Source organism: Micrococcus sp. SL257 (assembly GCF_026625585.1).
Classification (GTDB): Bacteria; Actinomycetota; Actinomycetes; order Actinomycetales; family Micrococcaceae; genus Micrococcus; species Micrococcus luteus.
The window spans coordinates 2,391,835-2,416,942 of the sequence record NZ_CP113053.1 but is presented as its reverse complement, the minus strand read 5'-3'; the positions used below and the strand labels follow the sequence as shown (position 1 = coordinate 2,416,942).

The following is a 25,108-nucleotide window of genomic DNA, read 5'->3' as shown; positions in this document are numbered from 1 at the left end:
CTGGTTCAGCCGGCGACGGCGTCCCGGTGCGCGGCGGACAGCCGCAGGTAGGTGGCCGCGTTCTTCTTGAGGCCCTCCCGCTCCTCGTCCGTGAGGGGGCGGCGGACCTTCGCGGGGACGCCCGCCACGAGCGAGCCGGCCGGGACCTGCGTCCCCTCGAGCACCAGGGCGCCGGCGGCCACGAGCGAACCGGCGCCGATGACCGCGCCGTTCATCACCGTGGCGGACATGCCGATCAGGCAGTCGTCCTCCACGGTGGCCCCGTGCACCACGGCGGAGTGGCCCACGGAGACACCGGCGCCGAGGGTGCACGGGAAGCCCTCGTCCGCGTGCAGCACCACGTTGTCCTGCAGGTTGGTGCCCGCCCCGACGCGGATGGGGGCGGAGTCGCCGCGGGCGGAGACGCCGTAGAAGGCGGAGGAGCGCTCGGCCATCTCGACGTCGCCGGTGATCGCGGCGGTCGGGGCGAGGAAGACGGACTCGTGGATGCGCGGGGTGGCACCCGCGACGGTGATGATGTGGGCCATGCCACCAGCCTAGGTGTGGAGGACGACGGCGCCGCGTGGCGCCGCCGTCCCGGGCTCAGCTGAAGACGACGGTCCGCCGGCCGTCCGCGAGGACGCGGTGCTGGGCGTGCCAGCGCACGGCCTGCGCGAGCGTGGAGCCCTCGACGTCGCGGCCGCGGGCCACGAAGTCGGCGGCGGTCTGGGCGTGGGTCACCGGCTGCACGGACTGCGCGATGATCGGGCCCTCGTCCAGGTCGGCGGTCACGTAGTGGGCGGTGGCGCCGATGAGCTTCACGCCGCGTTCGTGCGCCTGGTGGTAGGGGCGGGCGCCCTTGAAGGAGGGCAGGAACGAGTGGTGGATGTTGATGGCCATCCCGGCCAGGTCCCGGCACAGCTCGTCCGAGAGGATCTGCATGTAGCGGGCCAGGACCACCAGCTCGATGTCGAACTGGGCGATCAGGTCGCGCAGCCGGTCCTCCGCGGCCTCCTTGGAGTCCCGGCTCGAGGGGTCCTTCGAGACGGGCACGTGGATGAAGGGCACGCCGTAGAAGGAGGCGAGCGGCTGCAGGTCCAGGTGGTTCGAGACCACCACGGGGATCTCGATGGGCAGGGTGCCGGCGCGCTGCTGGAAGAGCAGGTCGTTGAGGGTGTGCCCGTCCTTGGAGCACATCACGAGGGTGCGCATGCGCTGCGCCGCGTCCCACAGGCCCATGCGCATGCCGAACTCCTCGCGCACCGGCGCGAGCGCCTGCTCGATGTCCTCCCGCGTGGCCGGGGTCACGAACTCCACGCGCATGAAGAAGTCGCCGGTGTCCGGGGAGTCGTACTGCTGCGACTCGGTGATGTCCGCCTCCACGCCCAGCAGGGCGCCCGTCACGGCGTGCACGATGCCCTTGCGGTTCGTGCAGGCCAGCGTGAGCACGCGGGCGTGCTCCGCGCCGGAGGCGGGGGAGGGGCTGGGGGAGAGGGCTGCCGTGTCCATGGCGTCGATGGTAGGCGGTGCCGGCCGCGCGGAACCGCGGGATGACGGGGCTGATCCCTGGTCGGGGAGCCGGGCCCCGTGTCATCCTCAAGACCAGGTTCCCCGCCGCGCGGCGGCGGGGGAGGCACGACGCGGCGCCCGGCCCGGCCGGTCGCCCCAGACGACCGAGGAGCACCCCCATGCCACAGTCCACCCTCTACTGGATCATCGCGGCGATCATCGTCGTGCTGCTGATCCTGATCATCGTCTCGGTGATCGCCTCCCGCCGTCGTCGTGAGGCCGAGGCCGAGGCCGCCGAGACCCGGCTCGAGCGCCGGGGCGTCAGCGCGGACACCGCGGGTGAGCAGGCGGCCGCCCCCGCGGCCCCGACCCGCCTCTCCCGCCTGGACGAGGTGGCGGCCGAGAAGGACGCGCGCCCGGCGCCGGCCGTGAGGCCCGCCGGGGGTCTGGCTGCGTTCGACACCGCCGCGGCGGACCGCGAGACCGACGAGTCCGGCGCCGGCGTGGCCGGCGGTGCCGGGGTGACCGTGGACCAGCAGGACGCCCCGAGCACCGAGGCCACCGCTCAGACCCACCGCCGCGACGCCGCGGCTCCGGCCACCCGGGGCACTCTGCGCCCCGCTCCGGCGGTGCCGAGCACGGTGCGCGAGGCGGACACCGTGGGCCTGGGCGCGGCCGGTGTGGCCGGCGGCTCCGGCGTCACCCTGGACGAGCAGACGCCCGCGGCGGACGTCCCGGCGACCCCGGCCTCCCCGTCCCCGGTGACCGAGACCCCCGCCCCGGCGGCACCGGTGGCCGAGGCTCCGCAGCAGAGGAGCCACCTCACCCCGGCCCCCGAGCACGTGCACGGGACCGTCCCCGCCGACGAGGTCGCCGCCGAGCACACCCCCACCAAGGAGTTCGCCACGGACGGGATCCCCGTCCCGCAGGGCGAGCACCTCGAGACGCACACGGTCGCCACCACCGCGCACGGCTCGGTCACCGTCGTGGCCACCGAGTCGGACCAGGCCCAGCAGACCGGCGTCGACGGGACGGAGCGCTCGGCCGCCGGGTCCCTGCGCATCGACGGCACGCCCGGGGTGCCCGGTCGCGTGGCGGAGGCGGACCGCGAGCCGGCGCGCACCGATGACCACGGCGCGGACGTCGCGCAGCCGGCGGCGGTCGAGCCCGCGGCTGAGCGCCCGCCGCTCGAGGCCGCCCCGGCCACCCGCCGGGCCGAGGCCCCGGAGACCCACGCCGGCACCACGCCGGCCACGCCCCTGGGCGGCGCCCCGGAGCTGGATCCGACCGCGGCCTCGTCCGGCCGTGCGGAGGACGCCACTCCGGCGACCCGCCGCGAGGCCCGCGCCGCCCAGTCGGCGGCAGCCGCCGGGACTGCCGGGACCGCCGCGCCGACGTCGTCGACGCCCACGACCGTGGCCCCAGACACCTCCACCTCCTCCGCCCCCACGGATGAGGAGCCCGCCGAGGACGACACCGAGGGCGCCGCCCTCCCGGACCTGCGGGCGGACCGCGACGAGACCCGAGCCTCGGACGCCGAGGGTGAGTCGAAGCTGGCCCAGGCCGGCGCCGTGGCGGCCTCCGCGTTCGAGACCGTGCGTGACAAGGTCGCCGTCCCGCTGCGGGACAACGTGGCCGTGCCCGCCAAGGACAAGGTCGTGAAGGTGGTCAAGGACAAGCTGTCCCAGGCGCAGGAGCGCCGCTGGGGCAAGCGCTGACCAAGGCATTCGCCCCACGACGACGGCGGCCGCCCCCTCGTGTGAGGGAGCGGCCGCCGTGCGTTCAGCGGAGGGCGCGCGGGCGCCCGCCGGGGGAGGGGGCCGTCAGATGCGGGCCTCGCCGCCGGCCTCGACGCCGGGGATGCCGTCGCCCTCGTGGCGCTTGACCTCGTCCTCGATGCGCTGGCCGATCGTGGCGTCCACGTTCTTCCAGTACTCGAAGGCGCGGGCCTGGACGTCCTGGCGGACACCCTTCAGCGCGCCGGACACGGTCTCCACGAAGTCGTCACGCTCCTGGTCCGAGAAGACCTCGCGGACGAGGGTGCCGGCCTGGCCGAAGTCGTCGTCGTCCGCGCGCAGCGCCTGGGCCTCACGGGTCAGGGTGCCGTCGGCCTCCCAGCCGTCGTCCACCGGGCCGGTCTCGTCCGACCAGGAGTCGCCGTTGGAGTTCGGCACGTAGGTGGAGCGGTCGCCGGTGTGGTCGTACCACATCTGGCCCTCGAAGGCGTAGTTGTGCACCGCGTTCTTGGGACGGTTCACCGGCAGCTGGTTCACGTGGGCGCCCACGCGGTACAGCTGCGCGTCGTGGTACGCGAAGGCGCGGCCCAGGAGCATGCGGTCCGGGGAGAGGCCGATGCCCGGCACGGTGTTGCTCGGGCTGAACGCGGCGGACTCGATCTGCGCGAAGTGGTTCTCCGGGTTGCGGTTCAGGGTCAGCGTGCCGACCTTGATGCGCGGGTAGTCCTTCTTGGAGATCGTCTTCGTCAGGTCGAAGGGGTTGAACCGGTAGGTCTTGCCCTCCTCGTAGGGGATCGCCTGGATGTAGAGGTCCCACTTGGGGTGGTCGCCCTTGGCGATGGACTCGAACAGGTCCTGGCGGTGGAAGTCGGCGTTCTCGCCGGCGATCTTGGTGGCCTCGTCGTTCGAGAGGTTGTGCACGCCCTGCTGGGAGATGAAGTGGTACTTCACCCAGTGCTTCTCGCCCTGGGCGTTGACCCACAGGTAGGTGTGGGAGCCGTAGCCGTTCATCTCACGCCAGGTGCGGGGCAGGCCGCGCGGGCCCATCAGGTAGGTCACCTGGTGCGCCGACTCGGGGTTGTTGGTCCAGAAGTCCCACTGCATGGTGGCATCGCGCAGGCCGGAGTCCGGCAGGCGCTTCTGCGAGCGGATGAAGTGGGTGAACTTCATCGGGTCGCGCAGGAAGAAGATCGGGGTGTTGTTGCCGACGAGGTCGTAGTTGCCCTCCTCGGTGTAGAAGCGCAGTGCGAAGCCGCGCACGTCGCGCCAGGTGTCCGGGGAGCCGAGCTCGCCGGCCACGGTGGAGAAGCGCAGGAGGGTCTCGGTCTTCGTGCCGGGCTGGAACACGAGGGCCTTGGTGTACTTCGACACGTCCTCGGTCACCTCGAACTCGCCGAACGCGCCCGAGCCCTTGGCGTGCGGGCGGCGCTCCGGGATGTTCATGCGGTTGAAGTGCTGGTGGGTCTCCAGCAGGTGGGTGTCGTGCAGGACGATGGGCCCCTCGCTGCCCACGGTCAGGGACTGGCGGTCGCTGACGGCCGGGGCGCCGTTCTGGCGGGTGGAACCGGTCGCGTGCGGGGTCGTCTTCTGGTACTCCGTCATGGAACTCTCCTTCGTCGATCGACGTCGGCCGCGCACCGATCGGCGCGGTGGGCGGCGTCACCCCCGATCTTGGCATATTTCTGAATCAGTCAAAAGAACCGCGCGCCGAGGGTGGCGGCCGGGGCCGCCGCCGCCGTCGTGCAGACCCGACGACGGCGCCCGGTCACTAGGATGGAGGGCACCGGAGCCTTCCGGCCGCACAGACCCCCGTTCGAAGGGAACCCCCGTGACGCAGACGCCCGACATCAACACCCAGCCCCTCGCCGAGGTGGACCCGGAGATCGCCGCGGCGCTCGCGGACGAGCTCGGCCGCCAGCGGGGCACGCTCGAGATGATCGCCTCGGAGAACTTCGTGCCGCGCGCCATCCTCGAGACGCAGGGCTCGGTGCTGACCAACAAGTACGCGGAGGGCTACCCGGGCCGCCGCTACTACGGCGGCTGCGAGTTCGTGGACGTGGCCGAGAACCTGGCCATCCAGCGCGCCAAGGACCTGTTCGGCGCCGAGCACGCCAACGTCCAGCCGCACGCCGGCGCCCAGGCCAACGTGGCCGTGATGACCTCGCTGCTGGACCACGGGGACACGATGATGGGCCTGTCCCTGGCGCACGGCGGCCACCTGACGCACGGCATGAAGCTGAACTTCTCCGGCAAGAACTACAGCATCGCCGCGTATGAGGTGGAGCCGGACACCCACCGCATCGACATGGACAAGGTGCGCGAGAAGGCCCTCGAGGCCCGGCCGAAGGTGATCGTGGCCGGCTGGTCCGCCTATCCCCGTCAGCTCGACTTCGCCGCCTTCCGCTCGATCGCGGACGAGGTCGGCGCCAGGCTCTGGGTGGACATGGCCCACTTCGCCGGCCTCGTGGCCGCCGGCCTGCACCCGAACCCGGTGCCGCACGCCGACGTCGTCTCCTCCACCGTGCACAAGACCCTCGCCGGCCCCCGTTCGGGCTTCATCCTCTCCACCGAGGAGCTGAAGAAGAAGATCGACTCCGCCGTGTTCCCGGGCCAGCAGGGAGGCCCGCTGATGCACGCGATCGCGGGCAAGGCCGTGGCCTTCAAGATCGCCGGCTCCGCGGACTTCAAGGAGAAGCAGGAGCGCACCCTGGCCGGCGCGCAGATCCTGGCCGAGCGCCTGACCGCCCCGGACATGGCCGAGCACGGCATCTCGGTGCTCACCGGCGGCACGGACGTGCACCTGGTCCTGGTGGACCTGCGCGAGTCCCAGCTGGACGGCAGGCAGGGCGAGGACATCCTGCACGAGGTCGGCATCACCGTGAACCGCAACTCGGTGCCGTGGGACCCGCGTCCGCCGATGACCACCTCCGGCCTGCGCATCGGCACCCCCGCGCTGGCCTCCCGCGGCTTCGGCGAGGCCGAGTTCCGCGAGGTGTCCGACGTCATCGCCGAGGCGCTGAAGCCGAGCCCGGACGTGGAGGCGCTGCGCGCCCGCGTCGTGAAGCTCACCGAGGACTTCCCGCTGTACGACGGCCTCGAGGGCTGGTGAGCCGCCGATGACCGCGAAGGTCCTGGACGGCAAGGCCACCGCCGCCGCGATCAAGGAGGAGCTGCGCGGCCGCGTGGCCGCCCTCGCCGAGCGCGGGCGCACCCCCGGCCTCGGCACCCTGCTCGTCGGTGAGGACGCCGGTTCGCAGAAGTACGTGGCGGGCAAGCACCGCGACTGCGCCGAGGTGGGCATCGAGTCCATCCAGCGTGAGCTGCCCGCGGACGCGACGGAGGAGCAGATCCTCGACGTCGTGCGCGAGCTGAACGAGGACCCGGCCTGCACGGGCTACATCGTCCAGCTGCCGCTGCCGAAGCACGTGGACACCCAGAAGGTGCTCGAGGCCATCGACCCGGACAAGGACGCGGACGGCCTGCACCCCATGAACCTGGGGCGGCTCGTGGCCTCGGTCGGCGGCGAGCTGGACTCGCCGCTGCCGTGCACCCCGGCCGGCTGCGTCGAGCTGCTGCGCCACCACGGTGTGGAGCTGGCCGGCAAGCACGTGCTCGTGATCGGCCGCGGCGTGACCATCGGCCGGCCTGCCGGCCTCGTGCTCACCCGCCGCGAGGTCAACGCCACCGTGACCCTGGCCCACACCGGCACCACGAACCTCGACGAGCTGCTGGCGAGCGCCGACGTCGTGATCGCCGCCGCCGGCTCCGCCCACATGGTGAAGCCGGAGCAGGTCAAGGAGGGCGTGATCGTCCTGGATGTGGGCGTCTCCCGCGTGACCGGGGAGGACGGGACGTCGCGCGTCCTGGGCGACGTGGACCCGGCCGTGAAGGAGAAGGCGGCCTGGATGGCGCCGAACCCGGGCGGCGTCGGGCCGATGACCCGCGTCATGCTGCTGGCGAACGTCGTCGAGGCCGCCGAGCGCGCCGCCGACGGCGAGGACTGGGCCGGGGAGCGGGCCGGCGCCTGACCTCTCCCCGCCCCGCGACGAACCCTGCGAATCGCAGGGTTCGTCGCCGAGGGGGCGGCGCGCGTCCGGGCGGGTGGTGCGCCTATGCTGTCGCCTTGTGAGTCACACCACTCTGCATGCGGCCCCCGCCTCCGTCATCCGTGCCCGTGGGCTGCGCAAGCAGTACGGCGAGTTCCACGCCGTGAAGGGCATCGACCTGGACGTGCGTCCCGGTGAGTGCTTCGGCCTGCTCGGTCCCAACGGCGCGGGCAAGTCCACCACCATGCGCATGCTCGCGGGCACCTCGCAGCGCACCGCGGGCGAGCTGACCATCCTGGGCATCGACCCCGAGGAGGACGGGCCGGCCGTCCGTGCGCGCCTGGGCGTGGTGCCGCAGCAGGACAACCTGGACGAGGAGCTCACCGCCCGGGAGAACATCCTGATCTACGGCCGCTACTTCGGTCTGCCCTACTCGTACCTGCGGCCCAAGGCCGAGGAGCTGCTGGCCTTCGCCCAGCTCACCGAGAAGGCGGACGCCAAGGTCACCGACCTCTCCGGCGGCATGAAGCGGCGGCTCGTGATCGCCCGCGCCCTGGTCAACGAGCCGGCCCTCTTCCTCCTCGACGAGCCCACCACGGGCCTGGACCCGCAGGCCCGCCACATCCTGTGGGACCGCCTCTACCGGCTCAAGGAACGCGGCACCACGCTGCTGCTGACCACGCACCACATGGACGAGGCGGAGCAGCTGTGCGATCGGCTCGTCGTGGTCGACGGCGGTGAGATCATGGCCGCCGGCACCCCCGCCGAGCTCATCCGCGAGCACGCCTCCCGCGAGGTCCTCGAGGCGCGCTTCGGCGCGGACCGCAACGAGGCCGCGGCCCGCACCGTCCAGGCCCACGTGGGTGACGGCGTCGTGCACCGCGTCGAGGTCCTCCCGGACCGCGTCCTCGTCTACGCCCGACGCGCGGACGACCTGCACGACGTCGTGCAGCGACTCGTCGACGAGGGCGCCCTGCCCGCCCCCGCCACCACGCTGACCCGCCGCGCGAGCCTCGAGGACGTGTTCCTCATCCTCACCGGCCGCACCCTGGTGGACTGACCCGTGCCGTCCCCCACCACGACGACGGCCCCCGGCCCCGCCACGCCCGCCGAGCCGCTGCGCCCGCCGGTCACCGCGGCGGCGTCCGCGGAGCGCGTGAAGCGCCGCGGCGTCCTGCTCTACGCCGAACACCAGCTGCGGTCCATGCGTCGCTACGGCGCGGTGCTGCTCGTCGGGGCGCTCGGCGAGCCCGTGCTCTACCTGCTGGCCATGGGCCTGGGCCTGGCCCAGCTCATGGGCGGCGGGATGCCGCAGGACGCCCTGGGCGGGGTCTCCTACGTCGCGTTCATCGCTCCGGCGCTGCTGGCCTCGGGCGCGCTGATGACGGCGTCCGTCGAGTTCTCCTACCCGGTGATGGGCGGGTTCCAGTGGCAGCGCACGTACTACGCGGCGCAGGCCACCCCGCTGTCTCCGGCGCAGATCGCCCTGGGCCACCTCGTGGCGGTGAGCCTGCGGTTCGTGTTCCAGGCCGCCGTGTTCCTGCTGGTGATGCTGGCGTTCGGCGTGGTCTCGAGCCCGTGGGCGTGGGTGCAGGTCCTCACCGCCACGCTCGGCGGGCTCGCCGTCGGCGCGCCGATCATGGCGTTCGCGGCCTCCCTGAAGGAGGACAAGGGCCAGTTCGCCACCCTGCAGCGGCTCGTGGTCATGCCCCTGTTCCTGTTCTCCGCGACCTTCTACCCGCTCGAGGCGCTGCCGGTGTGGCTGCGCTGGATCGGCTGGCTCTCCCCGCAGTGGCATGCCGCCCAGCTCGGCCGCGTGCTCTCCTACGGGATGGCCGAGCCGGCCTGGCTCACCGTGGTGCACGTGGCGTTCCTGCTGGTTCTCGCGCTCGGCGGGGCCTGGCTCGCGGTGCGGATCTACACGCGCCGCCTCGGCTGGGTCCGAGGCACCCCGGACCGCGACGCCGTCACGGCCGCCCGTCGGGACCGTGCCCCGCGCCTGGGCCGCCGTGCCGCGCGCACCGGGGCCGCCCGCGCCGACGTCGCACCCGCCGCCGCGCAGGCGGAGCCGGCCGCGCCGTCGTCCTCGGTGGTGCGGGAACACGCCGTCGCCGTGCCCCCCATGCCCGAGATCCCCGTGCGCCGCGGCCGCCTGGCCGGCGCGTACTCGGGCAACGTGCGCGCGGTGATGGAGCGGGCGTTCCTGTCCCTGAAGTCCAACAACTGGGTGGTGTTCTTCTCCGGGTTCTTCGAACCCGTGCTCTACCTGGCCTCCTTGGGGCTGGGGCTCGGTGCGCTGGTCGGCGACGTGGCCGGCCCGGATGGCACCCCCGTCCCGTACGGCATGTACCTCGCCCCCGCACTGCTGGCGGTCTCGGCGATGAACGGCGCCATCTACGACTCCACGTGGAACGTGTTCTTCAAGCTGCGCTACGCGAAGACGTACCAGACCATGCTCTCCACGCGGTTGGGCCCGCTGGACGTGGCACTCGGGGAGATCGCGATGGCACTGCTGCGCGGGCTGATCTACGCGGTCGGCTTCCTGATCGTCATGACCGTGGCCGGTCTCGTCACCTCGTGGACGGCGCTGCTCATGATCCCCGGCGCCCTGCTCGTGGCGCTGGGCTTCGCCTCCCTCGGCATGGCGGTGACGAGCTGGATGAAGACGTTCCAGCACATGGACTGGGTCCAGATCGTGCTGATGCCCATGTTCCTGTTCTCGGCCACGTTCTTCCCGCTCGCGGTCTACCCGGAGCCGATCCAGTGGGTGATCCGCGTGTTCCCGCTGTGGCATGCGGTGGAGATGATGCGCGCGCTCGCGGTGGGCGTGCTGAGCTGGGCGACCGCCGGCCACGTCCTCTACTTCGTGGTGATGGCCGGCGTCGGGGTGTGGCTGGCCGCCCGCCGGCTCGGCGCGCTGTTCCTGCGCTGAGGCCCCGCGGGCCGGTCAGGCCGCGCGCGCGGCGCGGCGCCGCCGGACCACGTCCAGGGCCGCGACCACGGCGGTGAGCGCCCAGCACACGGCCACCATGCCCATGGCGGTCGAGGCCGCGTGCGCGTACGCCGCGGCCGACGGCGGCCCGGCGCTCTCGGCTGCGGCGCCGGCCAGGGCCGCGAAGAACGCGCCCGTCACCACGGACAGGCCCAGGGCGGTGCCGAGGCGCTGCGCCGTCTGGGCGACGCCGCCGGCCGCCCCCGCCTCGTGGCCGGCGACGTCGTCCATCATCAGCACCTGCGTGCTGGTGAGCAGCAGGGCCTGCGAGGCCGACTGCACGATCAACCCCACCCCCACGATCCACGGCGACCACGCGCCGGCCGCGCTGCGCTCGAACGCGAGCGCGAGCACCCCCAGCGACACGAGGCCCACGAGGGCGCCGAGCAGCACGAGCACGGGCCCGCGCCGCTGCACCATCGAGCCCACCCACGGGGACAGAGAGGCCACGACGACGGCGCCGGGCAGACCCACGAGGCCGGCCTCAAGCGGCGTGAACCCCATGCCGCGCTGCAGGAAGATCGCCACGATCGCGAACACCGCCGGCATGGTGGCCAGGTAGATGGTGGACTCGAGCGCGCCGATCGTGAAGGACGGCCGCCGGAACAGGGCCGGGTCCACCATGGGCTGCACGCCGGTGGCCGAGGCCCGGGCCTTTACGCGCTTCTCCCACAGCCACCACGCCGTCACGAGCGCGGCGGCGAGCACCAGCAGCCAGGCGGTGCCCGGGACGATGAACGGCACCATGAGGCTCACCCCGCCGGCGCCGAGCAGCAGGGCGCCCACCGGGTCGAGCGCCGCGATCCCGCGCGGGCCGGGGGCGGGGGGCAGGCCGTGCACGCGGGTGGGCGGCGGCAGCCAGAGGGCGCCCATCGCGACAGCGGCCAGGCCCACGGGCACGTTCATGAGGAACGTGGAGCGCCAGCCCCACTCGGGGCCGAACGCGCCGAGGAACAGCCCGCCGAGCAGGGGCCCCACGGCCACGCCGAGGCCCACCACAGTGCCGAAGAGCCCGTAGGCCCGCCCGCGGGCGCGGCCGTGGAAGTTCGACTGGATGAACCCGATGACCTGGGGGTTGAACACGCCCGCGCCCAGGCCCGTGAGCAGGCGCCCGGCGTTGAGCAGCAGGGTGTCCCCGGCCAGGCCGGAGAGCAGGGAGCCGAGCATGTACAGCGTGATGCCCGCCAGGAACAGGCTCTTGCGCCCCCACAGGTCGCCGGCGCGGCCCGCGGCCACGAGAACGGTGCCGAACGTCAGCGTGTACCCCGCCAGCACCCACTGCAGATCCGCGCTCGTGGCGTCCAGGCCCGACTCGATGGCCGGCAGCGCCACGTTCACCACGGACACGCTCATCAGCGCGAGGAAGAGCGGCATGAGCAGTGCGGTGAGGATGCGGCGCTGGTCAGGGGTGAAGGCCCCGGACGCAGGGTCGGCGGGGTGCGGGGGGCGGGGGGTCATCGCCTCAGGATAGGCACCGACGCGGGCCGCCCGATTCGGACCCCACCCCACGATGCGGGATGATGGAGGGCAGACCCCACGAGCCCCTCCGGAGGAGCACCCATGTCCCAGTCCCTGACCCCCGGTCCCGACGGCGCGCGCCGCGGCCCCCGCGCCGGCCTGCGCGTGGGATCGCTCGGGTTCGTCGCGATGATCGTCATCCTGATCGTGGCGATCATCTTCGCCGCGAACCAGAACGACGTGATCGGGTGGCTCGTGGTCGCCGTCGCCGCCGGCTGGCTCGTGTTCGCGGTGGTCGTGTACCTGCAGATGCGCCGCGGTGTCCAGGCCGCGGGCCGCAAGGTGGACACCGCCATGCAGAACGCCCGCGCCGACGTCGCCGCCCTGCGTGGCCGGGATACCGACGCCGCCCCCGCGGTGGCCCCGCAGGCGCCGGCCGCGGACCCCCTGCGGGACACCAAGCTGGACCACTCGTTCAAGATCGCCCAGGTGCAGGTGCGCGTGGTGCGCGAGCAGCTCGCCGCGGGCGAGGGCATGGACCGCGAGATGGTGGACCGCGCCCTGGAGACCATCGACATCACGGCCTCCAACGCCCGCGACATGATCAAGGAGTCCCGGGCCGGCGGCGCCGAGGGCCCGGTGAGCGGGACGGTGATCGGCTGATGACGGCGCTGCCCGAGAAGGACCCCGTCACCGGGAAGTACCCCGAGCCCGCCGAGGGCGAGCCCGTGGTGCACGCCAACGCCGGGGCGCCCAAGGCCGACGGCGCCGTGCGCGTGGCCACCGTGAACGTCAACGGCATCCGCGCCTCGCACCGCAAGGGCATGCGGGAGTGGTTCGCCGGTCGCGGCGTGGACGTGCTCACCCTCCAGGAGGTGCGCGCCCCCGCGGACGTCACGGCGCAGCTGGTCCGCGAGATCGTGGGCGAGGACTGGGACGAGGTGCACCTGGCGGACGCCGTGGCCGCCGCCAAGGGGCGGGCCGGTGTCGCGATCGCCTCGCGGTTCCCGCTCGGCGAGGTCCGCACCGGCATCGCCGACGCCGACGGGTACTTCGACGACGCCGGCCGCTGGATCGAGGCCGACCTGCGCCTGCCGGACGGCTCGCCGCTGACCGTGGTCTCCGCGTACGTGCACTCGGGCGAGGTCGACACCCCGAAGCAGGTGGACAAGTACCGGTTCCTCGACGAGATGGTCCGCCGCCTCTCCGAGCTGGCCGCGGGGGAGGAGCATGCCCTCGTCACGGGCGACCTCAACGTGGGCCACACCGAGCTGGACATCAAGAACTGGAAGGGCAACGTGAAGAAGGCCGGCTTCCTGCCCGAGGAGCGCGCCTACTTCGACCGGTTCTTCGGCGAGCTCGGCTTCACGGACGTGCACCGCGCCCTCGCCGGGCCGGTGCCGGGCCCGTACACGTGGTGGTCCATGCGCGGCAAGGCCTTCGACAACGACGCCGGGTGGCGCATCGACTACCACATGGCGACCGCGGGCCTGGCCGAGCGGGCGACGACCGCCGTCGTGGACCGCGCCCCCAGCTGGGGCACCCGCTTCTCCGACCACGCCCCGCTCGTGGTCGACTACCAGTTCTGACCGTGCAGGAGAGACCCGAGGCTGAGATGACCATGAAGAAGAACTCCGTGCAGGACGTCCTGGCCCAGGACGCCGCCGCCACCGCCCACCTGGCCGGCGCGTCCGCCCGGCACCGCGTGCTCTCCGGCATGCAGCCCTCGGCGGACTCCCTCCACCTGGGCAATTACCTCGGCGCCCTCGTGAACTGGGAGCGCACCCAGGCCGACTTCGAGGCGTTCTTCTTCATCCCCGACCTGCACGCCATCACCGTGCCGCAGGACCCGGCCGCGCTCGCGGAGCGCACGCGGGTGGCCGCCGCGCAGTTCATCGCCGGCGGCATCGACCCCGAGCGCTCCACGCTGTTCGTCCAGTCCCAGGTGCCCGAGCACGCGCAGCTGGCGTGGGTGCTGACCTGCATGACCGGCATGGGCGAGGCCATGCGCATGACCCAGTTCAAGGACAAGTCCGCCAAGCAGGGCACGGACGCGGCCGGCGTCGGCCTGCTCGCGTACCCCATGCTCATGGCCGCGGACATCCTGCTCTACCAGCCGCACGGCGTGCCCGTGGGCGACGACCAGCGCCAGCACGTGGAGCTCACCCGCGACCTGGCCCAGCGCTTCAACCACCGCTACGGCGAGACGTTCGTGGTGCCCACCGGCTTCTACCCGGAGACCGGCGCGCGCATCTACGACCTGCAGGACCCCACGTCGAAGATGTCCAAGTCCGCGGCGTCCCCGAACGGGCTCATCAACATCCTCGAGGAGCCGAAGAAGACCGCCAAGAAGATCAAGTCCGCGGTCACCGACGACGGCACCGAGGTGCGCTTCGACCGTGAGCTCAAGCCCGGCGTCTCCAACCTGCTGACCATCCTCTCCGCGGTGTCCGGCACGCCGATCCCGCAGCTCGAGGAGGAGTTCGTCGGCAAGATGTACGGGCACCTCAAGGTCGCGGTGGCGGACGCCGTCGTCGAGCGCCTGGCCCCCGTGCGCGAGCGCGCCCTCGCGCTGCTGGACGACCCCGCCGAGCTGGACCGCATCCTCGCCTCCGGAGCCGAGAAGGCCCGCGCCGTGGCCACCCCCGTGCTCGAGGACGTCTACGCCAAGGTCGGCTTCCTGCCGCCGCTGCGCTGAGCCGGGCCGCACCGGCCCCGCGGCCCCCCGACGACGGCCCGCGCCCCCGACCTGCGGGGGACGCGGGCCGTCGTGTTTCTCCGACTCGAGGCGGAGGCGGCGGCACGTGCGTGGCTGTCAGGATGGAGGCACTGCCTCCGCTCCTGCCGCAGCGGGGGCGAGCCCCACCGACAGAGGAGTGCCGGAGCCATGTCCACCGCGGTCCCCATCCCCGCCGTCGCCGAGGTCCCACCCGGCGCCGAACCTGTCCTGGAGACGGAGAACCTCGTCAAGGTCTACGGCCGCGGGGCGTCCCGCTTCGACGCGCTGAAGGGCATCACCCTGCAGATCCAGCGCGGCGAGTCCCTGGCCGTCGTCGGCAAGTCCGGCTCCGGCAAGTCCACCCTGATGCACCTGCTGGCGCTGCTGGACCAGCCCTCCGCCGGCGTCGTCGCGATGGACGGCCGTCCCGTCTCCCAGCTCAAGGCCGCGGAGATCTCCCAGCTGCGCAACGAGCGGTTCGGCTTCGTGTTCCAGCAGTTCTTCCTGAACCCGAACCAGACGGTCCTGGAGAACACCGTGCTGCCGCTGAAGATCGCCGGCGTGGGCCGGGCCCAGCGCACCCGCCGCGGCATGGCGGTGCTCGAGCGGCTCGAGCTCGCGGACAAGGCGAAGAACAAGGCCACGGACCTCTCCGGCGGCCAGAAGCAGCGCGTGTGCATCGCCCGCGCGCTCGTGAACAACCCGACGGTGCTGTTCGCGGACGAGCCCACGGGCAACCTGGACTCCGCCACCTCGGCGGCCGTGGAGGACATCCTCTTCGGCCTGCACCGCGACGACGGCATCACCCTCGTGGTGGTCACGCACGACGACGACCTGGCCGCGAAGTGCGACCGTCGCGTCGAGCTGCAGGACGGCGTGGTCATCGCCGACGAGCGCATCGGCACCGAGCAGGACGGAGCACGGGCATGAAGGCCACCGACGTCGCGGGCACGGCGCTCGCCAACACGATGCGCTCCAAGCTGCGCACCTTCCTCACCGTCGTCGCGATCGTGATCGGCGCATTCACGCTGACCCTCACCACGGGGCTCGGCGCGGGAATCAACAAGTACGTGGACAACGTGGTCGAGGGCTTCGGCAAGCCCGGCGAGCTGACCGTGATGAAGCAGCAGGACATGTCCTCGGCCGGTCCGGCGAGCGGCTCGCCCCAGGAGTACACGGAGCAGGACGCCGCCGGCGGCGAGATGTTCGGCATGCCACTGCTCACCCAGGAGGACCTCGCCGCGATCGAGGACACCGAGCACGTCACCGAGGTGAAGACCTATCGGGTGGCCGAGCCGGAGTACATCCAGGGCCCGGACGACCGCAAGTGGCAGACCGGCTTCATGGGCAGCTCCGGTGAGATCGACATGCTCACCTTCTCCGCCGGCCGTGCCCCCGAGGCCGGCGCCGCGGAGATCGTCATGCCCGAGTCGTGGGTGGAGGACCTGGGCGCCAGCGACGCCGAGGACCTGATCGGCACGGAGCTGACCGTCGTGGCGGCGACCCCGCTGCAGGAGCAGAAGTCCGTAAAGGCCACCGTGGTCGGTGTGACGAAGGCGGCCGCGTCCGGTGCGGGCACCGCCCCGACGCCGTCGGAGTCGCTCGAGCAGGCGATCTACGACATCACGACGGAGGGCCTGCCGGAGTCCCAGCGGGACACCTACTTCCAGGCCACGGCGATCGTGGAGGATCCGGAGGCCAACGAGGACGCCGTGAAGCAGGCGCTGGCCGACCAGGGCCTGCTGGCGCAGACCCTCGAGGAGCAGCTCGGCGTGATCCGCGGCATCATCGACGCCGTCACGTGGGTGCTCACCGGCTTCGCACTCATCGCACTGCTCGCCGCCAGCTTCGGCATCATCAACACCCTGCTCATGGCGGTGCAGGAGCGCACCCGGGAGATCGGCCTCATGAAGGCCCTCGGCATGACCGGCGGGAAGATCTTCGGCCTGTTCACCATGGAGGCCGTCGTGATCGGCCTGCTCGGCTCGCTGATCGGCATCGGCCTGGGCGTCGCCGTCGGACTCATCGCGAACCAGGTGCTGACCACCGGCCCCCTCAGCGGCGTCACCGGCCTGGTCCTGTTCGCGGTCAACCCCCTCGCCCTGCTGCTGATCCTGCTGCTGATCGTGGCCATCGCGTTCATCGCCGGCACCTTGCCCGCCCTGCGTGCGGCCCGGAAGGATCCCATCGAGGCACTGCGGCACGAGTGATCCTGCCGCCGCGCCCGTCACCGCCATCACCGTCACCCACGACACCGAGGAACACTCCATGACCACCGATCGACCGCACCAGGACCCGAACCCGGGCCAGCCCGCCGCGGGCTCCCGCTACGGCACGCAGCCCTACGCGGCCCCGGGCTACGGCGCCCAGCCGGGCAGCCCGTACGGCATCGTCCCGGAGCCGGCCGCGTTCCCCGCGCTCCTGACGCTGACGCTCACGTCGCTCGCGCTGTACGTGCTGTCCTCCCTGCCGGCCCTGTTCGGCGGCGAGGAGAGCATCGAACGCATGCGGGACTCCCTTCGCCAGAGTGGCCTCACCCCCGAGCAGGTGGAGGAGATCGCGCCTGTCGTGGGCGCCTCCGTGACGGTGGGCACGATCATCGTCCTGCTCATCGGCGTGGCCCTGTACGCCCTGGTGTACTTCAACCTGCGCGGGGCCAAGAACTGGGCCCGCATCCTCGGCATCGTCGTCGCGATCCTGGGCACCCTCAGCGCCGTCGGCGGCATCTTCTCCTTCGTGACCTACCCCGGCATCGGCGGCGTCCTGGCCTCCGTGCTGAGCCTGGCGCTGGTGATCGTGAACATCCTGTGGCTGGTCAAGGCCTTCAACCCGCAGGTCGCGGCCTACACCCGTCAGGGCCGCCGCGCCTGATCCCGACGCCGTTCGCCGGCGGCGAGTCCGGGGTCGCCAGCCCTCGCCCCGGCGTCGGCCAGCGGAGACCATGGCGACATGGCCTCCGATCATCGACCCCCGCATCCCGTGTCCCCCCACCCCGACGACCTGGACGGCGGCGGGCGGCCCGTGGTGGGCCCGGATGAGGCGCGGCGGCGCATCGCCGGGCACTCCGGTCCGGACGCCCGCCCGCTGATCCGCCCCGACGCCCGCACCCCCGGCGTGTTCCGGGCGCTGCTCGGACTGACGGTCGCGTCCGCGGTCCTCTACGCCGCGTCGATCCTGCGCAACCTCCTCCCGGGCGCGGCCCAGGACATCGCGGACTCGCTGCCCGAGGGCAGCGCGCAGTCGCCCGCGATGACCGCCGAGGCGATCGAGGGCGCCCTCACCGGCAGCGTCTGGTTCGCGACCCTGCTGGGTCTGGCGGTCTACGCGATCGTCCTCGTCGGGCTGACCCGGCACAGCAACACGGCGCGCATCATGGGCGCCCTGTTCGCCTCCATCGCCATCTTCGTGACGCTGCTGGGGACCATCCGCCTGTTCGTCTTCCCTGCCGGGGACGTGGTGCTGCCCCTGGTCCTGGGCGGGCTGTTCGCGCTCGTGAACGCGGCCTGGCTCGTGTGCGCCTTCAACCCCGGCCTCGCGACGACTTTCCTGCGCCGCCGGGCATGATGGGGGCATGCACCCCCTCGACGACGATCCCCACGAGATCACGGACCCCGCCCCCGATCTCGCGTCGCTGCGTCCCCTGCGCCTGTTCCAGACCGTCACGGCCGTCACGGGCGCACTGAGCGCGGCCGGCGTGGGGGGCGTGCTCGCGCTGCAGTCGACGCCCGGCTACGCCCGCGCCGTGCTGGAGGCGCGCTCCTGGGGCGCGAGCGAGGTCACCGAGGCCGACGTCGCCGCGTTCCTCACCCCGGCGGGGGCGTGGCCGGTGGCCGCCGCGGCGGTGGTCGTCCTGACCCTGGTGCTCCTGGCCGGCATCACCCGCCGCATCCGGGCCGTGCGCCCCGTGGGGAGCGTGCTCGTGGTGCTGGGGATGCTCACGGCGGCCTTCTGGATGGTCGACGGTGGACGGATGGTGCAGGACGGGGGAGGGGGGCCGGTCGTGCTGGGTGCCGTCGTCGGGATGCTCGTGTCCAGCGCGGTGTGGCTGCGTGTGGCGCACCGGCGGGAGACGCGCGACGCCTTCGACGTCTGAGCTCGGACCGCCCCCGACTCCGCCTCCGGTCCCGCCCGTCCCCACGCCGAGGCCCGCAGACACGCCGCTACGCCGGGCCGGTGACGGCGCGTCTGCGGGCCTCGGCGGGAGGGGTACCACGCACGACGACGGCGACCCGCCTCCTCGAGCGAGGAGACGGGCCGCCGTCGTGGTGCGGGGGGATCAGAACTGGCGGGCCAGGATGGCCCGCTTCACCTCGGAGATCGCCTTGGTCACCTGGATGCCGCGGGGGCACGCGTCGGTGCAGTTGAAGGTCGTGCGGCAGCGCCACACGCCCTCCTTGTCGTTCAGGATCTCCAGGCGCATGTCGCCGGCCTCGTCACGCGAGTCGAAGATGAACCGGTGCGCGTTGACGATGGCGGCCGGGCCGAAGTACTGGCCGTCCGTCCAGAACACCGGGCAGGACGAGGTGCACGCGGCGCACAGGATGCACTTCGTGGTGTCGTCGTAGATCGCCCGGTCGGCCTGGGACTGGTAGCGCTCCTTGGTGGGCGCGTGGCCCTCGGCGACCAGGAACGGCATGATCTCGCGGTAGGACTGGAAGAACGGGTCCATGTCCACGATCAGGTCCTTCTCCACCGGCAGGCCCTTGATGGGCTCCACCAGGATGGGCTTGGACAGGTCGAGGTCCTTCAGGAGCGTCTTGCAGGCCAGGCGGTTGCGGCCGTTGATGCGCATGGCGTCGGAGCCGCACACGCCGTGGGCGCAGGAGCGGCGGAACGACAGGGTGCCGTCGTGGTCCCACTTGACCTTGTGCAGGGCGTCCAGCACGCGGTCGGTGCCGTACATGGTCAGGCGCCACTCGTCCCAGTAGGACTCCTCGGAGGACTCCGGGAGGTAGCGGCGGACCTTGAGCACGATGTCGAAGCTCTCGACCTCGCCTGCGCCGCCACCGGCGGACTGGGTCTGCGCCTGGGCCACGGGGGCCTCGGTCTCGGTTGCTGAGTGGCTCATCAGTACTTACGCTCCATCGGCTGGTAACGGGTCACGACGACGGGCTTGGTCTCGAAGCGGATGCCCTTGACGCCCTCCATCTCCGCGGTCTCGTCACGGTAGATCATGGTGTGCGCCATGAAGTTCTCGTCGTCGCGGTCGGGGTAGTCCTCGCGGTAGTGCCCGCCGCGGGACTCCTTGCGGCCCAGGGCCGCGAGGGTCATGGCCTCGGCGATGTCCAGGAGGTAGCCCAGCTCCATGCCCTCGAGCAGGTCGAGGTTGAAGCGGTGGCCCTTGTCCTGGACGGACACGTTCTCGTAGCGCCCGCGCAGCTCCTCGATCTTGGCCAGTGCGCGGCGGATCGAGTCCTCGTCGCGGAAGACCTGCATGTCCGCGTCCATGGACTCCTGGAGCTCGGCGCGGATGTCCGCGACGCGCTCGGACCCGGTGGCGGAGCGCAGGTTCTCGATGTGCTCCACGGTCGGCAGCTCGCCGCCCTCGGGCAGCTCCACCCAGTCCGCCTGCGCGGCGTACTCGGCGGCGTAGATGCCGGCGCGGCGGCCGAACACGTTGATGTCCAGCAGCGAGTTGGTGCCCAGGCGGTTGGACCCGTGCACGGACACGCAGGCCACCTCGCCGGCGGCGTACAGGCCCGGCACGACGGTGTCGTTGTCCTGGAGGACCTCGGCCTGGATATTCGTGGGGATGCCGCCCATGAAGTAGTGGCAGGTGGGGAACACCGGCACCGGCTCCGTGTAGGGCTCGACACCCAGGTAGGTGCGGGCGAACTCGGTGATGTCCGGGAGCTTCTCGTCGATGTGCGAGGGCTCCAGGTGCGTCAGGTCGAGCAGCACGTAGTCCTTGTTGGGGCCGGCGCCGCGGCCCTGACGGACCTCCTCGGCCATGGACCGGGCCACGATGTCGCGCGGGGCGAGGTCCTTGATGGTGGGGGCGTAGCGCTCCATGAAGCGCTCGCCGTCCGCGTTGCGGAGGATGCCGCCCTCGCCGCGCGCGGCCTCGGAGAGCAGGATGCCCAGGCCGGCCAGGCCGGTCGGGTGGAACTGCACGAACTCCATGTCCTCCAGCGGCAGGCCCGCGCGGTAGGCGATGGCCATGCCGTCTCCGGTGAGCGTGTGGGCGTTCGAGGTGGTCTTGTACACCTTGCCGGCGCCGCCGGTGGCGAAGATGACCGACTTGGCCTGGAAGACGTGGATCTCGCCGGTGGCCAGCTCGTAGGAGACGACGCCGGCGGTGCGCTTCTGCTTGTAGGCGGTGCCGTCCTCGCGCACGGCGTCCTCCTCCACCAGCAGCAGGTCGAGCACGTAGAACTCGTTGAAGAACTCCACGTTGTGCTTGACGCAGTTCTGGTACAGCGTCTGGAGGATCATGTGGCCGGTGCGGTCCGCGGCGTAGCAGGCGCGGCGCACGGGCGCCTTGCCGTGGTCACGGGTGTGGCCGCCGAAGCGGCGCTGGTCGATCTTGCCCTCGGGGGTGCGGTTGAAGGGCAGGCCCATCTTCTCGAGGTCCAGCACCGCGTCGATGGCCTCCTTAGCCATGACCTCCGCGGCGTCCTGGTCCACCAGGTAGTCGCCGCCCTTGACGGTGTCGAACGTGTGCCACTCCCAGTTGTCCTCCTCGACGTTGGCGAGGGCCGCGCACATGCCGCCCTGGGCCGCGCCGGTGTGGGAACGCGTGGGGTAGATCTTGGTGAGGACGGCGGTGTGCGCGCGCTGACCGGCCTCGATGGCCGCGCGCATGCCCGCGCCGCCGGCGCCGACGATCACCACGTCGTACTTGTGCACCTGCATTCAGGTCTCTCTTTCTGGGTGTCTGTGACGCGGCGGCCGCTCGGGCCGGCCGCACCGCAGGGTGAGCGTTTCCGAGGTCAGCCGCAGAAGGCCGGGGAGCCCTCGAGCAGGGCGCCGGAGGCGTCCACCATGCAGGGATCGAAGGTGAAGATCACCAGGGTGCCGAGGATGATGATCACGGCCGTGGCGATGTACAGGATCATCGTCAGCCAGAAGCGGGCGCTGCCGCGACGGGTGTAGTCGTTGATGATCGTGCGCACGCCGTTGGCGCCGTGCAGCATGGCCAGCCACAGGAGGGCCAGGTCCCAGAACTGCCACAGCGGGTGCGCCCACTTGCCGGCCACGAAGCCGAAGTCGATGGCGTGGATGCCGTCGCCCACCAGCAGGTTGGTGGTCAGGTGCACGGCGATCAGCACGACGAGGAAGACGCCCGAGATGCGCATGAACAGCCAGGCGAGCATCTCGAAGTTGCCGCGGCCGCCGCCGTCGCGCGTGTACTTGGGGTCCAGACGGCGGCTGCGGGGCGCCGCGATGGTGGTCTCAGCGGTGGTGCTCATGGCTCAGTGACCTCCGAGTGCGAGGCTGAAGTGACGGATGGCGAAGCCCAGGGTCAGGACGACCCACAGCCCCAGCACGATCCACAGCAGGGTCTTGTGGTGCTGGGTGCCGCCCTTCCAGAAGTCGACCAGGATGATGCGCAGGCCGTTCAGGGCGTGGAAGATGATCGCCGCGACGAGGCCGGCCTCGCCGAGCGCGAAGTACCACGTCTTGTACGAGCCGATCACGGCGTTGTAGGCCTCGGGGGAGACCCGGACCAGGGCCGTGTCCAGCACGTGGACGAGCAGGTAGAAGAAGATGACGACGCCGGTGACGCGGTGGCCCACCCAGGACCACATGCCGCCGTGGCCCCGGTACAGGGTTCCGCGGCCGTTCTTGGCCGGGGCCTGCGCAGTGGCGCTAGACACGGTTGATACCTCCAGGGGGAATGCACGATCCCGGTCCTCCGCCGTGGGACGACGACGGGCAGGGGCGTGTGCGAGTGGATTCCTCCACCTAGGGTAGACCCTTCCCGCGCCTCCGTGCCCGACCGGGACCCGGGCGACCACTGTGACGCGTGCGGCGCCCCGCCGCCGTCCTGTTCGGTCTGGGCTGTGCCCCGCCTGGGACGCGTCGAGTGGTCCCCCGTCCGGACGGTTCCGTAGTCTGGCCCGGTGAGCACCGATCCGAACCTGACCGATGCCCCGCGCGAGGCCGCGCCGGGCACGGCCCTGTCCCGCTTCCACGCCGTGATCCCCGCCGGGGGCGTGGGCACCCGCCTGTGGCCCCTCTCGCGGGCCGCCGCGCCGAAGTTCCTCCACGACCTCACCGGCTCGGGCCAGACCCTGATCCGTGCCACGTGGGACCGTCTGGCGCCCCTGGCCGCGGGCATGCTCGTGGTGACCGGGGGGGCCCACCGGGAGGCGGTGTGCATGCAGCTGCCGGATCTGGCGGAGACGGATCTGGTGCTCGAGCCCTCGCCCAAGGACTCCGCGGCCGCCATCGGCCTGGCCGCGGCGATCCTCTCCCTGCGTGACCCGGACACGATCATGGGCTCGTTCGCGGCGGATCAGGTGATCTCCCCGGTGGAGGTCTTCCAGGACGCGGTGCGGCAGGCCGTCGAGACGGCGGCCACCGGCCGGATCGTGACCATCGGCATCGAGCCCACGCACGCGGCCACGGGCTTCGGCTACATCCGCCGGGGCCGCCGCCTCCGCGTGGCCGGCGCTCCGGACGCGCATGACGTCGCCGCGTTCGTGGAGAAGCCGGACCTGAAGGTCGCCCAGCAGTACGTGAAGTCCGGCCGCTACCTCTGGAACGCGGGCATGTTCGTGGCGCCCGTGGGCCTCATGCTGGCCCACCTCGAGGAGAACGAGCCCGCGCTGCACGCCGGCCTGATGCAGATCGCCCGCGCGTGGGAGACGCCGGAGCGGGACGAGGTCATGGCCCGGGTGTGGCCCGAGCTGACGAAGACCGCCATCGACTACGCCGTGGCCGAGCCCGCCGCCGCCGTCGGCGACGTGGCCGTGATCCCCGGCTCCTTCACGTGGGACGACGTGGGGGACTTCGCGGCGATCGCCCGCCTGAACCCGGTCAAGGACGCCTCCGGCATCACGGTGATCGGCGACACCCCGCGGGTGTACTCGGACGACGCGTCCGGCGTCGTGGTGACGGACACGAAGCGCGTCATCGCGCTGATCGGCATCGAGGACGTCGTCGTGGTGGACACCGAGGACGCGCTGCTGGTCACCACCACGGAGCACGCGCAGGAGGTCAAGAAGGCCGTCGAGGCGCTCAAGGCCGAGGGCGTGGACGAGGTCCTCTGACCGCGTCCCCGGCCGGGTCCGGTCCGCACCGACCGGCACCCCCGGAGTAGGGTGCTGGGCCATGACCACCTCCGACTCCGTGCTGACCGGGCCCCGTCCGACCTCCGTCCCCTCGGTGGGCCCCGTGGTGGCCGAGCTCGAGGACGAGATCGTGTCCTTCCGCCGGGACCTGCACCGGCATCCCGAACTCTCCTATGAGGAGTACCGCACCACCGACCGCATCGTGGAGCTGCTCTCCGGCTACGGGCTCTCGCCCGTGCGGATGGAGTCCACGGGCGCCTACGTGGACGTCGGGGAGGGGCCGGTGGTGCTGGCCCTGCGCGCGGACATCGACGCGCTGCCGGTCGAGGAGGAGACCGGCCTGCCCTACGTGTCCGTCAATGACGGCGTCGCGCACGCGTGCGGCCACGACATGCACACCGCCGTCATGGCGGGTGTGGCCGTCGCCCTCGGCCGCATCCTCCGCGGGGCCACCGCCGACCCCGACCTGCGCGCGGTCGGCGAGCGGGTCCACGGCACGGTCCGCGTCATCTTCCAGCCCGCGGAGGAGCGGCTGCCCGGCGGCTCCCTGGCCGTGCTGCGGCAGGGGATCCTCGACGACGTGCCCCGCATCCTGGCGGCGCACTGCGACCCCCAGGTCGACGTCGGCTCGATCGGCACCCGCATCGGCGCCATCACCTCGGCGGCGGACACCATCCGGATCACCCTCACCGGACGCGGGGGGCACACCTCGCGGCCCCACCTCACCGAGGACATGGTCTTCGCCCTGTCCCAGATCGCCGTGAACGTGCCCGCCGTGCTCTCCCGGCGGATCGACGTGCGCTCGGCCGTCTCCGTGGTGTGGGGGCAGATCGCCGCCGGCAGCGCGCCCAACGCGATCGACAACACCGGCTACCTGGCCGGGACCATGCGCTGCCTCGACGCGGACGTGTGGGAGGAGGCCGGCGCGCTGCTCGACGAGGTGGTCCGACAGGTCGCCGCGCCGTACGGCGTGCACGTGCAGCTCGAGCACGTGCGCGGCGTCCCGCCGGTGCACAACACCGAGGGCGAGACGGCGCTGATCGAGACCGCGGCGCGGCGGGAACTCGGCTCCCGGGCGATCGTCCTGACCCCGCAGTCGATGGGCGGCGAGGACTTCGCCTGGATGACCCAGAAGGTGCCCGGCTCCATGCTGCGCCTCGGCACCCGGTCCCCGGGTGGCCCCATCTACGATCTGCACCGCGGGGACTACGCGCCGGACGAGCGGGCCATCGGCGTGGGCATGCGGGTCTTCACCGCCGCCGCGCTGCAGGTGCTCACGGGCGAGGACCACCACTGACCCCGCCGCCCGCCCCCGCCGGAGGGGACGGGCCCACCGTTCGGTAGACTCGCGCTCATCCGGACGGGGCCACCCGCACGGGCCCCGTCTTTCCGCGGCCACCGGCCGCGGACCTCGCACCGTGCCTTCCGAA

At 72.2% G+C, this 25,108-nt stretch carries 23 protein-coding genes; 15 read left to right on the top strand and 8 right to left on the bottom strand.

Going from position 1 to position 25,108, the window contains the following annotated elements:
* Positions 1 to 5 precede the first annotated feature (5 nt).
* On the bottom strand, positions 6 to 527 hold the full coding sequence (locus OVA32_RS11215; RefSeq protein ID WP_036314590.1) for a gamma carbonic anhydrase family protein: 522 nt from the start codon (positions 525 to 527) through the stop codon (positions 6 to 8).
* Between the two features lie 55 nt (positions 528 to 582).
* Positions 583 to 1,488, bottom strand: coding sequence for a formyltetrahydrofolate deformylase (gene purU, locus OVA32_RS11210; protein WP_036314586.1), 906 nt, complete (start codon positions 1,486 to 1,488; stop codon positions 583 to 585).
* Between the two features lie 179 nt (positions 1,489 to 1,667).
* On the opposite strand from purU, the gene OVA32_RS11205 reads away from it, so the two are divergent.
* On the top strand, positions 1,668 to 3,206 hold the full coding sequence (locus OVA32_RS11205) for a hypothetical protein (RefSeq protein WP_101965723.1): 1,539 nt from the start codon (positions 1,668 to 1,670) through the stop codon (positions 3,204 to 3,206).
* Between the two features lie 105 nt (positions 3,207 to 3,311).
* On the opposite strand, the gene OVA32_RS11200 is transcribed toward OVA32_RS11205, so the two are convergent.
* Complete coding sequence (locus OVA32_RS11200) at positions 3,312 to 4,826, bottom strand: catalase (RefSeq protein WP_135040448.1); 1,515 nt, start codon at positions 4,824 to 4,826, stop codon at positions 3,312 to 3,314.
* 226 nt (positions 4,827 to 5,052) lie between these two features.
* On the opposite strand from OVA32_RS11200, the gene glyA reads away from it, so the two are divergent.
* The 4 genes from glyA (at position 5,053) to OVA32_RS11670 (ending at position 10,202) form a co-directional block, all read left to right on the top strand.
* Positions 5,053 to 6,333, top strand: coding sequence for a serine hydroxymethyltransferase (glyA, locus tag OVA32_RS11195; protein ID WP_010079361.1), 1,281 nt, complete (start codon positions 5,053 to 5,055; stop codon positions 6,331 to 6,333).
* 7 nt (positions 6,334 to 6,340) lie between these two features.
* Complete coding sequence (locus OVA32_RS11190) at positions 6,341 to 7,252, top strand: bifunctional methylenetetrahydrofolate dehydrogenase/methenyltetrahydrofolate cyclohydrolase (RefSeq protein WP_135040446.1); 912 nt, start codon at positions 6,341 to 6,343, stop codon at positions 7,250 to 7,252.
* Between the two features lie 97 nt (positions 7,253 to 7,349).
* Positions 7,350 to 8,330: an ABC transporter ATP-binding protein gene (locus OVA32_RS11185; RefSeq protein ID WP_144879214.1), complete on the top strand. Its 981-nt coding sequence runs from the start codon at positions 7,350 to 7,352 to the stop codon at positions 8,328 to 8,330.
* A 3-nt stretch (positions 8,331 to 8,333) separates the two neighbouring features.
* Positions 8,334 to 10,202: an ABC transporter permease gene (locus tag OVA32_RS11670; protein WP_061866939.1), complete on the top strand. Its 1,869-nt coding sequence runs from the start codon at positions 8,334 to 8,336 to the stop codon at positions 10,200 to 10,202.
* Between the two features lie 15 nt (positions 10,203 to 10,217).
* On the opposite strand, the gene OVA32_RS11170 is transcribed toward OVA32_RS11670, so the two are convergent.
* Positions 10,218 to 11,720: an MFS transporter gene (locus tag OVA32_RS11170; protein WP_267714522.1), complete on the bottom strand. Its 1,503-nt coding sequence runs from the start codon at positions 11,718 to 11,720 to the stop codon at positions 10,218 to 10,220.
* 102 nt (positions 11,721 to 11,822) lie between these two features.
* On the opposite strand from OVA32_RS11170, the gene OVA32_RS11165 reads away from it, so the two are divergent.
* From OVA32_RS11165 to OVA32_RS11130, 8 genes are all read left to right on the top strand, one after another.
* Positions 11,823 to 12,383: a hypothetical protein gene (locus OVA32_RS11165; protein ID WP_210079168.1), complete on the top strand. Its 561-nt coding sequence runs from the start codon at positions 11,823 to 11,825 to the stop codon at positions 12,381 to 12,383.
* A complete protein-coding gene (locus OVA32_RS11160) occupies positions 12,383 to 13,309 on the top strand; it encodes an exodeoxyribonuclease III (protein ID WP_210079169.1) in 927 nt (308 codons plus the stop codon). The genes OVA32_RS11165 and OVA32_RS11160 overlap by 1 nt, the downstream gene beginning before the upstream one ends.
* 26 nt (positions 13,310 to 13,335) lie before the next feature.
* Positions 13,336 to 14,418, top strand: coding sequence for a tryptophan--tRNA ligase (gene trpS / locus OVA32_RS11155; RefSeq protein ID WP_210079374.1), 1,083 nt, complete (start codon positions 13,336 to 13,338; stop codon positions 14,416 to 14,418).
* A 189-nt stretch (positions 14,419 to 14,607) separates the two neighbouring features.
* Positions 14,608 to 15,369: an ABC transporter ATP-binding protein gene (locus tag OVA32_RS11150; protein WP_095353403.1), complete on the top strand. Its 762-nt coding sequence runs from the start codon at positions 14,608 to 14,610 to the stop codon at positions 15,367 to 15,369.
* Positions 15,366 to 16,649: an ABC transporter permease gene (locus OVA32_RS11145; RefSeq protein WP_095353404.1), complete on the top strand. Its 1,284-nt coding sequence runs from the start codon at positions 15,366 to 15,368 to the stop codon at positions 16,647 to 16,649. Before OVA32_RS11150 ends, OVA32_RS11145 begins: the two co-directional genes overlap by 4 nt.
* A gap of 58 nt (positions 16,650 to 16,707) precedes the next feature.
* Positions 16,708 to 17,310, top strand: coding sequence for a hypothetical protein (locus OVA32_RS11140; RefSeq protein WP_036381954.1), 603 nt, complete (start codon positions 16,708 to 16,710; stop codon positions 17,308 to 17,310).
* 108 nt (positions 17,311 to 17,418) lie between these two features.
* Positions 17,419 to 18,003, top strand: coding sequence for a hypothetical protein (locus OVA32_RS11135; RefSeq protein WP_135040345.1), 585 nt, complete (start codon positions 17,419 to 17,421; stop codon positions 18,001 to 18,003).
* Between the two features lie 7 nt (positions 18,004 to 18,010).
* On the top strand, positions 18,011 to 18,532 hold the full coding sequence (locus OVA32_RS11130) for a hypothetical protein (protein ID WP_267714514.1): 522 nt from the start codon (positions 18,011 to 18,013) through the stop codon (positions 18,530 to 18,532).
* A 183-nt stretch (positions 18,533 to 18,715) separates the two neighbouring features.
* Here OVA32_RS11130 and OVA32_RS11125 read toward each other — a convergent pair whose 3' ends face one another.
* From OVA32_RS11125 to sdhC, 4 genes are all read right to left on the bottom strand, one after another.
* Entirely contained in the window at positions 18,716 to 19,507 is a 792-nt protein-coding gene (locus tag OVA32_RS11125; RefSeq protein ID WP_010079347.1) for a succinate dehydrogenase iron-sulfur subunit, read from the bottom strand.
* Positions 19,507 to 21,294: a succinate dehydrogenase flavoprotein subunit gene (gene sdhA, locus OVA32_RS11120; protein WP_078025778.1), complete on the bottom strand. Its 1,788-nt coding sequence runs from the start codon at positions 21,292 to 21,294 to the stop codon at positions 19,507 to 19,509. The genes OVA32_RS11125 and sdhA overlap by 1 nt, the downstream gene beginning before the upstream one ends.
* 77 nt (positions 21,295 to 21,371) lie before the next feature.
* Entirely contained in the window at positions 21,372 to 21,851 is a 480-nt protein-coding gene (locus OVA32_RS11115; RefSeq protein ID WP_036314556.1) for a succinate dehydrogenase hydrophobic membrane anchor subunit, read from the bottom strand.
* A 3-nt stretch (positions 21,852 to 21,854) separates the two neighbouring features.
* Positions 21,855 to 22,259 (bottom strand): succinate dehydrogenase, cytochrome b556 subunit, encoded by a 405-nt coding sequence (sdhC, locus tag OVA32_RS11110; RefSeq protein ID WP_078025777.1) that lies wholly within the window; start codon positions 22,257 to 22,259, stop codon positions 21,855 to 21,857.
* Between the two features lie 246 nt (positions 22,260 to 22,505).
* Between sdhC and OVA32_RS11105 the strand changes: the two genes are divergently transcribed.
* Together OVA32_RS11105 and OVA32_RS11100 are read left to right on the top strand one after the other, a co-directional pair.
* Positions 22,506 to 23,657 (top strand): mannose-1-phosphate guanylyltransferase, encoded by a 1,152-nt coding sequence (locus tag OVA32_RS11105; protein WP_095353407.1) that lies wholly within the window; start codon positions 22,506 to 22,508, stop codon positions 23,655 to 23,657.
* A 61-nt stretch (positions 23,658 to 23,718) separates the two neighbouring features.
* A complete protein-coding gene (locus OVA32_RS11100; RefSeq protein ID WP_036314553.1) occupies positions 23,719 to 24,975 on the top strand; it encodes an amidohydrolase in 1,257 nt (418 codons plus the stop codon).
* Positions 24,976 to 25,108 lie beyond the last annotated feature (133 nt).